This is a genomic window from Acinetobacter pittii ANC 4050, from assembly GCF_000399685.1.
In the GTDB taxonomy this organism is placed as follows: Bacteria; Pseudomonadota; Gammaproteobacteria; order Pseudomonadales; family Moraxellaceae; genus Acinetobacter; species Acinetobacter pittii_E.
The window spans coordinates 2,937,911-2,950,236 of the sequence record NZ_KB976987.1; the positions used below are offsets into that span (position 1 = coordinate 2,937,911).

General features: G+C 38.0%; 11 protein-coding genes. 3 read left to right on the forward strand and 8 right to left on the reverse strand.

Annotated features, from left to right (window positions below):
* Window positions 1–19: 19 nt before the first annotated feature.
* The 4 genes from F931_RS17585 to F931_RS17600 all read right to left on the reverse strand — a co-directional run bounded on the left by F931_RS17585 (window position 20) and on the right by F931_RS17600 (window position 3,776).
* Window positions 20–721: a DUF1003 domain-containing protein gene (locus F931_RS17585; RefSeq protein ID WP_016142541.1), complete on the reverse strand. Its 702-nt coding sequence runs from the start codon at window positions 719–721 to the stop codon at window positions 20–22.
* Window positions 722–801: 80 nt separating this feature from the next.
* Window positions 802–1,305 carry a DUF2867 domain-containing protein gene (locus F931_RS17590; protein ID WP_016142542.1) on the reverse strand — a complete coding sequence of 168 codons (504 nt, stop codon included), beginning with the start codon at window positions 1,303–1,305 and terminating at the stop codon, window positions 802–804.
* Between the two features lie 488 nt (window positions 1,306–1,793).
* Entirely contained in the window at window positions 1,794–2,993 is a 1,200-nt protein-coding gene (locus F931_RS17595) for an MFS transporter (protein WP_016142543.1), read from the reverse strand.
* Window positions 2,994–3,191: 198 nt separating this feature from the next.
* Window positions 3,192–3,776, reverse strand: coding sequence for a TetR/AcrR family transcriptional regulator (locus tag F931_RS17600; RefSeq protein ID WP_016142545.1), 585 nt, complete (start codon window positions 3,774–3,776; stop codon window positions 3,192–3,194).
* A 315-nt stretch (window positions 3,777–4,091) separates the two neighbouring features.
* Here F931_RS17600 and F931_RS17605 point away from each other — a divergent pair, with 315 nt between their 5' ends.
* The gene (locus F931_RS17605) at window positions 4,092–4,793 is read left to right on the forward strand and encodes an SDR family NAD(P)-dependent oxidoreductase (protein WP_016142546.1); all 702 of its coding nucleotides are present in this window, start codon (window positions 4,092–4,094) and stop codon (window positions 4,791–4,793) included.
* A gap of 50 nt (window positions 4,794–4,843) precedes the next feature.
* Here F931_RS17605 and F931_RS17610 read toward each other — a convergent pair whose 3' ends face one another.
* The 3 genes from F931_RS17610 to F931_RS17620 are packed head-to-tail and all read right to left on the reverse strand — an operon-like array spanning window position 4,844 to window position 9,657.
* The gene (locus F931_RS17610) at window positions 4,844–5,731 is read right to left on the reverse strand and encodes a hypothetical protein (protein ID WP_031945561.1); all 888 of its coding nucleotides are present in this window, start codon (window positions 5,729–5,731) and stop codon (window positions 4,844–4,846) included.
* Between the two features lie 25 nt (window positions 5,732–5,756).
* Entirely contained in the window at window positions 5,757–6,851 is a 1,095-nt protein-coding gene (locus tag F931_RS17615) for a DUF2515 family protein (protein ID WP_016142548.1), read from the reverse strand.
* Window positions 6,844–9,657: a type VI secretion system Vgr family protein gene (locus F931_RS17620; RefSeq protein WP_016142549.1), complete on the reverse strand. Its 2,814-nt coding sequence runs from the start codon at window positions 9,655–9,657 to the stop codon at window positions 6,844–6,846. The genes F931_RS17615 and F931_RS17620 overlap by 8 nt, the downstream gene beginning before the upstream one ends.
* 261 nt (window positions 9,658–9,918) lie before the next feature.
* Between F931_RS17620 and F931_RS17625 the strand changes: the two genes are divergently transcribed.
* Window positions 9,919–10,611: a tetratricopeptide repeat protein gene (locus tag F931_RS17625; protein WP_016142550.1), complete on the forward strand. Its 693-nt coding sequence runs from the start codon at window positions 9,919–9,921 to the stop codon at window positions 10,609–10,611.
* A gap of 677 nt (window positions 10,612–11,288) precedes the next feature.
* Window positions 11,289–11,573 carry a hypothetical protein gene (locus F931_RS22265; protein ID WP_080649531.1) on the forward strand — a complete coding sequence of 95 codons (285 nt, stop codon included), beginning with the start codon at window positions 11,289–11,291 and terminating at the stop codon, window positions 11,571–11,573.
* A gap of 104 nt (window positions 11,574–11,677) precedes the next feature.
* On the opposite strand, the gene F931_RS17630 is transcribed toward F931_RS22265, so the two are convergent.
* Window positions 11,678–12,097: an NUDIX hydrolase gene (locus tag F931_RS17630; RefSeq protein WP_016142551.1), complete on the reverse strand. Its 420-nt coding sequence runs from the start codon at window positions 12,095–12,097 to the stop codon at window positions 11,678–11,680.
* Window positions 12,098–12,326: the final 229 nt, after the last annotated feature.

Below are 12,326 nucleotides of genomic sequence, written 5' to 3' on the forward strand. Positions count from 1 at the left end.
CGTGAAACTCGGAAAATCTTTATCGTTTTTTGTTCATTTCGGCTAAAAGATCAAGCTGAATTTCTTGAATATGCGCAAGCCTTTCCCACTGATGCGACAAAAGGTGATCCATTTTTTCATGCAAATGGCGAATTTCAAGCTCAGCTTTTAAATTAATTTGATAGTCATGTTGGGAACGCAGCCGATCTTTGGCTTCTTGGCGATTTTGGCTCATCATAATAATAGGCGCTTGAATTGCAGCTAAACATGACAACACTAAATTCAGCAAAATAAAGGGATAAGGATCGACGGGGCGGACTACCATTACCACCGTATTTAAAATAATCCAACCTGTCAAAAATAGAGCAAAACAAATCAGGAAAGCCCAGCTACCTCCAAAGGTTGCGATCTTATCTGCTAGCTTTTCTCCAAATGTCCAGTTCTGATCAAAATCTGATTCGGTATTTCGGCTAATCAACTCATGGCGTTGCATACTACCAATAACTTCATTTTCTAAATTAGATAATTCGCCCTTTTCTGAACGTAAAAGAGACTGTACATATTTAATTCGATAATCTGCCAGATCTGCCCGACAAATAAAGCTTAAGTAATTCCAATCTGGATAGTCTTTTAAAATTTCATCACTGATCACATTACGAATAACTTCACCAGACACCAGATCTTTTAAGGGAAAGCTCTTTCCACAAACGGCGCATTGCCGACACTGATTTTTATTCTCCATATTATTCAGCTCGTTATTATGATAATAAGATTATTATATAAACAATTTTGGCTGATCACATCGTAAATAAAAATAGTTATCTAGCCTAAAATCTGTAAAGCCGCTGGTACTATTTTTCGATGGGCAGGAATTACAGGTAACATATACAATCGCCCAAGCCAATTTTTAATATGCACTATTGTAGTTACGGTAAGCACTTGAGTATCTTCATTTTTATAAATAGATAAAGTCACATTTAAGTGCTTGTCATCATCTCCGATCACTAACTCATTTTCGGTACGCTGCAACAAGGTAAAAATTCCAATTCGGTCACCTGCGACATACTCATTTTCTTTTTTATTTGAATCAATCTGTTTGAAACTTCCTAAATCTTTAAGCCCAATCTTTGAAGTAATTTTATTACGCATATTCATGCTCCACTCTACCCACTGCGGAGTGTGTTGAAATAGCTTGATAAGTTGTTGAAATACATTCAGGTCGGGCTGACCAAGCACAATACTCCACGAGTCGTGGAAGTAAGCATTATTCAATTGAGATGAGATTTGACTGTCGGTAGGTAGCGAAGAAAGATAAGGCTTATTCATAAATTATATTCTTATAAAGTATCGTTTTTATTGTAGAGAATTTTTTAGGGTGTCAAGGGAAAACATCTATGGTTTACTTCAACAATCATAACTTTGTAAGTTATAACCTTGTGCCTATAAACTTTTGATCTATAGCGTCCTAAGCCGAATCGAGACCTTTTGGGTGAGTACACACTAACGTTATACGTTTTGGTGCATGCTACTCTTTTCGATCCCTATCACACCCTTGAGATATAGTTTAGCCAGCACCCTGCGGGATTGTTTTTCTAAGAAAAGCGAATTTTCATTATTTTTGGAAATTTTTACGTCATAATGGATAATAAAAAGAATTTATTCCCATTTACTTATAATTAATTATATTTAAATTCCAGTTTATTTGTATTTTTCGGTTTATTTTACCAAATCATCAACTATTTTTATTAGCAGTGCATCAGGCTATAAAAAGTAAATCACCCTTCACTTTCATAGCCATGAAGAGCAAAAATCTTTTATGAAGAAATAAAACCATGTTTATGGGCAAGGTAAACGATAGATAACGCGATAAGGACAAAAACTAGCATAAACCATGGAAAAGAAGCCGCGCCAAAACTTTCAAGCAAGCCCCCGCCCACCATACCACCGAATGCGATCGCAAGATTAAATACCGTGACCAACATCGACTGTGCCAGATCCGCTTCGTGACCCGCAGTATTTGCCAAGGCTGTTTGTAATAAGGTCGGAGCCCCACCAAAAGTGACTCCCCATAACACTACACTCGTGAGTACGACAAAACTTGAAGAACTATAAACCGCTAATAGTACTGTTGCGATTGCAAAGATAAATAAGCTGATAAGTGTTATTTTTCTTAATGAACAGTCGATGAACATCCCCGTAAGCAAAATACCCATTATAGAAGAAATGCCGAACATAAAAAGAATGGTCTCAACTTTGTATGCCTGCCCTGTCGAGGCCAAAAATGGTGAAATATAAGTATAAAGAATGTTATGAGCCAGCATCCAAAGAAAAACAACGAATAAAATGGCTCTAATGCCTGGCATTAAAAGAACTTTTAAAATGGGCAATCTTTTTTGTGCTGACTGTCCCGCAAAATCAGGAATACTAAAACGAATCCAGACGAATAAAATCAATGCCAATAAAGACATAATCCAAAATACGCCACGCCACTCAAACAGTGTTCCTAACCATGCACCCAAAGGAACACCAATCGCCAAAGCAATTGGCTGCCCAACCCCAGCAATTGCCAAAGCTCGTCCTTGATACGATGCTGACACCATGCGTCTTACATAACCCGCTAAAAGCCCCCATATAACACCCGCGGCCATACCTGCAATAAAACGAGCAATCAAAGTCAAAATATAATCATTTGATAAAGCAGTAATTGCATTAAATAAAAGTAAACCCGCCATAGCACTGAGTAACAAGGGTCTTCGATTCCAACTACGAGTAAGACTAATCAGAGGTATTGCGGCTAAAACCGAACCTAAGGCATATACTGCTATTAACTGACCTGCGTAAGCTTCTGAAATATATAGCCCTTGACTGATTTGGGGCAACAGCCCTGCTGGCATAGTTTCTGTCATGATCGTTAGAAAGCCTGCAACTGTAAAAGCCAACAGTTTCCAAATCGGTAATTGAGTAGAAAACTCTTCAGTTAACTGAGGAGATGTTTCATCACACTTAATATTCATAAAGGTTTACTCTCAAATTCGCTTGCAGCGTACTTAATCTGCTCTGTATAGCTAGAAGCCTGTTTAATAACGTTAGGATGGGTAGACATTTGTACTCCGTGTAAACTAAAAATCACCATTCTGGAATGATCATTCCAATTTAAGTTAAATAAAAACCTTAACTATTCAGCTCAACAATAGTTAAGGTTTAAATGAGTTTTATAAAACGTTTAAAGCAACCTCGACCACATCCATCAAACATTGCTTTCTTTGTTCAAGCGGAGTGCCTTTGCCTAAAACACGTAAACCTTGAATAGTATTTACAAAGAAACTCGCTAATGCACGTGGGTTTTGCGTAGAAGAAATTTCACCAGATTGTTGAGCCTTAATTAATAAACTCTCTAAAGCATGCTGTGTTTTCTGTAAATTACTTATAACGAATTTGGAAACATCTTCGTCATGTCCAGCCAGTTCCAAACAGGCATTTGCAATGAGGCAACCTTTATGCTCTGAATCGTTCAGCTCATCTTCAACAATATTAAGAAGTAATTGCCTAATAAGTACTTTTGGAGTACCTGAACCAGATAACAACTCCACATTATTAAGTGTGGTTAAAAGCTCATAGCGTTGTAATGCTTTTTGATAAAGCCGTTGTTTACTCTGAAAGGTACTATAAAGACTACTTCTAGATAAGCCCGTACCATCAACCAAGTCTTGAACTGAAGTTGCAGCATAACCACGACGCCAAAAAACCTGCATGGCAGCATCAGCAATTTCATCAGTTTCAAATTCTTTGGTTCGCATAATTAGACTTAACAGGAACGATCGTTCCAGTTAATTTATGCTAGGAAAATAGAGAAGTCAAATTAAAAAATTATTTCATCAGCAAACATTTCTTCAATTCGAAAATCACTGCTCTCAGTTTTTCATGAAGGTGAAATTTTAATAAAAACTAGATTATCCAGACTATTTAAAACTAACTGACTTAATTAGTGTTTTTCATTTTTTTGTCTTGTTATTTCTGCATTATTTTTAGATTGAATGTTTTCACTTGAATACATTATAAAAACATATTATAAACTATTCCTAACCAAATAATTGGTTTTCTGGAACTTTATAATGAACAACAATATTATAATTTTTGGTTATGGAACAGGTATTTCCAAAGCCGTAGCACATAAGTTTGGTAAAGAAGGCTATAAAATCGGGTTAGTAGCAAGAAATGCTGAAAAACTCGAAAATGCTATTCTAGAACTTAAAACGCACGGCATAGAAGCCTATGCTTTTACATGTGATTTAGCAGTTCTTGAAGATATATCAAATCTCGTAAAACGTATTAAAGACCACTTCGGAGAGATTAAAAATATTCATTGGAATGCTTTTCATGACATTGAAGGCAACATCTTAGAAACCAATCCGCTAGACCTCACCCAAAGCTTCCATATTCGTGTTTCAAGCTATATTGCTACGGTACAAGCGTGCCTACCAGATTTAGAAAAGAACCACGGTAGTATTTTATCGACAAACGGAATTTTCGCGTTCGATGCAGTAGGCATCGATTTAGTTGCCAAAGAATATTCATCTTTAGCAATTGCTGCAGCTGCTCAATATAAAACCACCAATTTACTTGCTCACAGTCTCGCTGACTCAAATGTTTATGTGAGCCAAGTGATTGTGAATGGTTTCGTTGATGGGACATCTGGAGCACAAGATAAGACCTACACGGTGCATCCTGAAACGATTGCGGAGCAGTTCTGGTACTTACACCAGCATAAGCAAGAAACTGTTTCTTTTTGTGGTGAAGCTATTCAAGCTGCTTAAATAATTTTCTTATGGCAGAAGAAGCGTAATTAATTACGCTTCTTTATTATTTATTTCACATAAGGCCAAATGTCTGGGTCTATATAGCTCTCATCTATATGGTAACCCTCTTTTTTCATATTATTTTCTTCAGTTTTACGGGCTTTTTTATTATTAGCAACTTCAGTTTCAAATGCTTGCTTTAACTGCTCTGAATTCATCTTATCTGAATCAGAGATAGCATTTCGCCCTGCATATTTAAAGTTTTCAAAGCTGTATCTCACCATATACTGTTCTTTTTTATCATCTTTATAGGTTTGTCGAAGACTAATACCCAACTCAACATCCCCATTATATAAGTTAAATACCAACCTATTTGTTTTCGAAAGAACATCCTGCCATTCTTTAAAACTTAAGATATAAGTTGGATCTATAACCTCCCCCATAGTTTCAGTCATATGCTTTAGATTATCTTGTTTATCAATTCGAGCACTAAAAGGTAAAAAATACTGCTTCCATTGTTTGTCATTAATCTGATGTACTAATTTAGTATAAGCAGTATAAGCCTCTTGGCTCGTAGTATATTCATTTGGATGCAAGCTAGCATTAATATCTATGATTTGAATACCATCATTGCTTCGTCGAGCTACTTGTGTACCTAGCACACTGATTACATTTTCAATTTCTAAATTACTCTTTTCACTAAATACACGTACTCGACCTAGTTTTGGTGGAGTCCAATCTAATGATAAAAAATTCATCCCTGCAGGCTGACGATCAACTGGGGTATTACTATTTTTACTAAAATCTTGCATGCCTTGTTCACCAAAATGAAGGGCTATTACATCTTGATTTTGGTTCATCGACTTATTTCCTTGGGTAGTATTATTTGCGGGCTTACAAGAAGTTAAAAAGATGCATGTAATAATGCAGATAAATAAAGATAAATAGTTTTTCATAATAAGTTTCCAGCCTTGTCTAGCATCACACCTTCCCTTCATTACTACTTGAATGTATTTTAAAATCGGCTTTGCTATTTCCCCATTTAGAAATAGTTTTCAATTCTTGTTGTAAAAATGGCCGACCTTTTTCATCAAGCATTAAACGGTGATACTTTTCAGCTGCTTTCCCAATCCATTTCATACGACTATCATAATCTTCAGCAATCGTATCCTTTAGAGGAGCAATGTAAACATCCTCTTTTAGCTCTACTAATTGATCAGCTTTACTACCTGTATAATTACCAAACCAATTCTTTTTTACCGCGTCTACACTATAATCACTTGATAGAACAAGTGTGGCATCTGGCATACCTATAAACCAACGTTGCATCCACGCACCAAATTTAACTGATGTATTTTCCCAAACAACAACTTGAAGAATATTATGTTGTTCCTGTACCGCAATAGCCATCAAATGATCGAATAGATTTTGACTCGCTTTTCTATATTTACTTTTCTCATCAGCTCCATTCAAAAAAGCTTTCTCAATGGCAGGTAATAGAGTAAAAGCATCATTAATTTCTTTCGTCACCTTTAAATTTTTAATACTAGGTAAACATGATGACCATGGCAAATTCATTAATGCTGGCTTAACAAATTTGAAAGCACTAGTATCTCGCGCACCTTTACAACTCTTAAAAGATTCTGAAGATGCACTCCAAGCTAAATGCCAAGGAGCAATATCCATAAACAACCACAAATTGCCACGAGCAAAAAGATTTATAGCTTCTTGTACACCGACATTATAGCCAAGCAAACTCCCCCAATGCTTGAATATAGTTGCAACTGTTTTTGAGGCAAAAGCTCCTAAGCCCATCCAATAATATCGTCCTAGTAGATTTTTATTCCCACCGAGCTCTATTTCTAAAAATATTTTGGCATATACAGAGGCAATTCTTCTTGCTCTTGCTTCATATCCTGGCTCAAGTTTATAGTTATTCGCTTTTTGTAAGTTAGATAATCTCTTGATCGCCTCTTGCTGATATATTTCCCAAAATGTCACACAGTCACAGTGAGCCTCCTTACAACTATGTTCACTTATGTTCGTTTTACTGTTCCAATCTAAACTGTTAGACATTTTTACTTCCTTGCGCTGGATCTACCCAAACTTCCGTTTCATCTACTTTTTCTAGATCCAACCATAACAAATCGAGCTTAAGCCCCTGTTCTTTAGGGCTATGTATTTCTTTGGTTTGACCTTTCTTATCTGAGTTAGCAAAAATTTCTTTACCTTCAGAAGATATCTTGTAATCAACAAATGAAAGTGGTTCACCTGAAGGCAATAGCATCTTGAACCTCTCATTATAGGTTTCATAAGCTGGTAAACCTTGAAGGTTCATGCCTACTTCTGCTCCCCCCATAAACAAATGCTGCCCAGCCTTCACCTCAAACTTGCCACCAGTAGTCATAAAAATGCCCGAACCAGTAATTTTGACTTGAGAGCCACCTGCGGTGAGCACAATTTCTTTGGCTGCTGTCGCTTCGATTTTGTCTTCTGCTGAAATAATTTGAACAGCTTTGCGGGCAATTAAATCTGCTCCGTCACCCTGAGCCTGTATTTCAACTTTGCCTTTGCCTGCATAGAGTCTCGCCCCTTCTTGAGCCGCAAAAAGGCTAATTTTATTTTGGGCATGTGCAATCAAGTTCTTTTGGGTAGATAGGTTAATGCTGTCTCCGGCAGTTTGGTTTATCTGGCCATCTGCGCTTAAATGAATGTCTTCGTTACTGCTCAGCGCGATGCTATTGGGGCTTGCCAACAGCATAATTGCTTCTTTAAAGGTTTTGGCTTTTGCGTTGTCTTGCTGCTCAAGTTTTTCAATAAAAGACTTTAAGTTTTCTAAATTTTCTAATGGGTCAATTTGCTGATTTTTAGCAACTTCACTGAGTGCCTTGGCATTGTTGAGACCGCCTTCTATTTGTTGTTTGGCCTCATTTGCATCAAGGTGTACACCTTGAGCTTGATCCTGTTTGTAGGTGCTAACGAGTAAACCACTGCCAGCTCGAACTGCACCCCACTGGTCTGTTCGTAACTCAAAACCCTCACCTCGGCCATCACTTTCCGCCTTATCTTTTGGATAGCTTAAGTTACCCAAGTTGAGTTGGCTTGCCGCATGGCTACTTTGGAGCTGGGCACTGATTTGTCCTGTAGTGTCGTCAAAGCGTAGCTGGTTAAAGCCCTTACCATCAACTTCTTCGGAGCGGATACCGCTGAGTTTTTTAGTGTCAGGTAGTTGACCTTTCTGGTCGAACTGCGTTGGGTGACGTTCAGCTTCGTGAATACGTCCCACCACAAACGGGCGGTCAATATTGCCATCAAAGAAGTCAATCACCACGATCTCACCGACGCGAGGCAAGAAGCGTGCCCCATAACCTGCACCTGCCCACGGGGTGAGTACATCAACCCAAGCCGAGTCGGTGTCATTGTCGTTACTTCCTGCTCCACCGTCATGGCTATGGTCGTCAGTTCGGGTAAACAGGAAACGGACTTTAATACGCCCCCACTGGTCGACATGAATACTTTCACCTTCCAACCCCACCACTCTAGCGCGCTGTGGGTAAGCTACTGGACGGTGCTCTAGTGGGTGATACTCAGGGACAGCTTTAATGTTGCGTCGAATGACATTTAGCTCAGCAAAATGGCGCTGCTCAGAGTTTTGCGTGTCGAGTTGGACGGCCTTAAGCTTGTCTTTTGGCAACAGACGCTCAAGTTGTTGTTGTAATTCTTTCGGTAAATTATTCTGGTTATAGTAGTGCTTGTTTAAGATTAAGAACTCTTTATCGGCACTGTCGTGTTGGTCGAGTTCAGGATGATCATTTAGTTCAAACCAGTAACCGACCTGTGCATCACGGACATTGCCTGAAACGGTGAACTGCTTAGAACTCAGGTGATGGTAAGCATTAATGTGCTGGTTAAGCTGTTCAATCTGGCTATTGCCCGAGGCGGTGGCTTGGTCTTCACCGTTTAAGTCCTGCATCCACGCAGGGCTAACATGCCATGCATCTTCAAGGTTTAAGCTGGCATTGTCATAGTGTTCGCTGTGCTTTTGTGCGCCTTGTACGCTGCCACTACCCTCTTCTTGTTGCAGGGCATCGGCTTGCCAGCGTTGCACATGAACCGAAGTTGGTTGTAAGCGGCGCTCAGCTTTAACTTGGGTAATGGTATCAAACTGTTCTGTGGCACTGCTGCGTTGGTAGCGTAGGCTACGACGTTCAAGCGCTTGATAGTGTTGGTTATCGTCAATTAAACGTAACACTTGTGGCTGAATGGACGCATTTTGATCTGCGACAAAAAGCTGAGATTCATCGATTAACCAATTAATGCCTTCGCTACGCCACAAACGCGTTAAAAAGTCATAGTCGCTTTCGTTTGACTGCATCACAAATGGACGCACATCGTAGTCTTTCGTTAAGCCTGCTGTGTCGAGCGTTAAGCTTGAGGCAAACAGCGGGCTTTTGACCTGCCATTCTTTAAACAGAATTTCGCTAATATCGCGCACGCTTTTGTTCATAAACACGCGGCTATTACGGCGTTTATGCCAGAGCGCAGTTGGGTCTTTTAAGGTTAAGTTATAAATGGTGAGTGAGCCGTCGCTTTGACCTTGGCTCGCTTCGGTAATAATGCCCGTGGTTCTAAAAAACTGACCTGTGTCAGTGACCTGATCGATGGCCACCTGACAGCCAATAAATTGTTTTAATGCAATATGTGCGTTCGTCGACAGACACAGTAATTCAGCAACGCTACCTTGATTGAGGGTATGTTCGCCCTCAATGCGCTGTAAGAAAACTTGCTGATTTAAAGACTGATTTGAGAATTGGATATGGACGGCACGATTTTGTGAAACAAGGCCTAAACGCTCCAATATACTCGACACACTCATCTGCATTTTTATTATCAATCAAACTTATATTTAAGCCGCATTTTAATTAATAAAAGACTAATCTGTCTATCTATACTCATTTTCAAAATGTAACTAGTCTAAATATGCTGTTTTACGTTAATTTGTTATTAAATAGGTATTTAATCGGTAAAATTAGATCATTTTAAAGTCTTATAATCCACCAAGGCATATTTAATATTTTTCATGCACAATCAATCAGATAGCAAGAAAAATAAATATTCAAATTAATAAAATTCAGGATGAGATATGAAAATAAAAAAGTCTGCTTTTTATATATTTATCGTGATTTTTTCATTTCATTCTTCAGCATTTGCGGAACCGAGTGTCGCCGATATTCAATATCGTGCAGAGCAAGGGCAAGCTGTTGCTCAATATCATTTGGGCATGATGCTTTTAAGCGGCGAACAAGGCGTTCTTAAAAACCATGAACAAGCTTTTAAATGGTTAACTGCTGCTGACCAAAATGGAAGCGTGGGGGCAAAATATAGTTTAGGAATGATGTATTTCACGGGTACAGGCGTGGAAAAAGACATGAAACGCGCTTTTGAATATTTTGCTAAAGCTGCGGATAAGGGCCATGCCAAAGCGCAATATAACTTAGGGGTGTTATACAACAGAGGTGAAGGAACTGCGCAAGATTATGGGCAGGCGTTTGAATGGTATAGTCGTGCTGCCGAGCAAGGCTATCCACCCGCAGAATATAATTTAGCTCATCTATATAAAAAAGGTCGCGGCGTCGCTCAAAGCGATGAGCAAGCCCTTAAGTGGTACACCAAAGCGGCCGAGCACAATGAAAGCGATGCTCAGTACAACTTGGCCCAAATGTATTTAAACGGTGAAGGCACACAGAAAAACTTAGAAATGGCAAAGAAATGGTTCCAGCAAGCTGCCAATGCAGGCGATGTAGATGCGAAAGAAATGCTTAAAAGTTTAGAATAAAGGTAGTTACTCATAATATTTTTATTTATAAGATGATGAATTACTATTATTAATAAAACCGCATGCACATTCTTTTTATTATTTATTTTTTCTAATTAAATATAAACATTAATTCCATTATTTTAAAAATATATTTAGTTTTATTATTAAATCAAAAATATTTTAAATATTAAATTGACGTAATTAAAATCACCGATTATTATCTCGTTGCTGGCCTACATTGCCAGTCGGTTTTGACAGACCGTTGATCCACGGCGGATTATAGTACAATCTATAAGTCGTTAGACCCTTGCGTCCCCTTTTCTTTGCGGTAGGACGGATGGGGGACGCCCCGTGCGTGCTGGTTCCATGGATCCCAGTCTGTCAACCCCTATTCGTTCTACCACCATAAATTAATTCGCGGTAATCTGGTGGTAGAGCTCCATAAATTATAAGGAGTTGACCATGACATTTTTTAAACTTATACCCTCGCTTATTTAACTATTTTATTTATTTAAAATTTGGATTTTCTATTTCCTAATTTTTTAAATTCATAAACTATTTTTCATTTTAAAATTTGAATTATTTTATTTTCCTAAATTTATGGGAGGGTTAATTATTATCTAAAAATTATTTTAAACCTTAAAACGAATTATATTTTTATTCTACTCATAGATATAAATCATTATGAGAATAATATGACAATTCATAAATCTATTTTGGCTTTCAGTTTGGTTCTAGCGAGCTTGGGAATTTCGGGTTGTAACTTACACACCCAACAGGAGTTTGAAAAAATTTGCCTGTCGGGTGGGCACAGCAAAACCAGTTGCGAATGTATTTATCAGCGACTTGAACAAACCTACTCTCCCAAGCTGATGCAGCAGCTAGAACATGTCAGTTTGCAAAGTCCTGTTCTCCCACGGGACTTTGCCCCTACTTTTTTCAGCGTCATGCAGCGGTGTGACAAAAGTAGTCTGGGTTAAGCGTTTGGCTTGGCCCCTCTATCTCTGTGTTGCAATGGTTTATTACTTTAAATCAGCGCAAAAGATTAAAGTCTGTTGTGGCACAGAGGCCTAAAGTTGTTTAGTTAGTTGAACTTATATTTAGATTTAATAAATTCAAATAATTCTTTAAAAAGAGGATGCCATTCTTCTGTTGGAGGACTCAAAAAAGAGTGCCAGAAAAAATCGAAAGTTAATCCATTATCATCTTCACAAAAATGTGACCATTTATCTTTTAAAGCCTCATGTGTACTACACACAAAAACATGCCAATCAGGCCCTGCCTGTGAAGGAATATGTTTACCTAGGTATGAATGAATTTGAGCATTCTTTATTCCAGATTCTTCATAAAGCTCTCGCAAAGCGGCATGTTCTAACTTTTCTTGATGTTCCACAGTACCTTTAACGATTTGAATTCCTGCTAAGGGATGTCTAAATACTAAAATTTCCAAATTATTATTAATTTCCCTAAATACCACGGGAACCACTTTTTCTATTAAAGTCATGATAATTTTCTTCTTTAAATTTAAGTGGATATTATAAAGCTTAGTTAGAGTTCGAATACGTTATTGATGATGTAAATCTTAAGTCCATATAAAGCATTTAAGTTCCTTGTACGTTTTAACCTACAAGCTTTTAGGGATTTTGCGGATTGGCGACATCCTTCTTTTTTCCTAATATGAACTCATACAGGAACAGGATGTTCCGGAACACAAAACAACAATAATAGGTTCA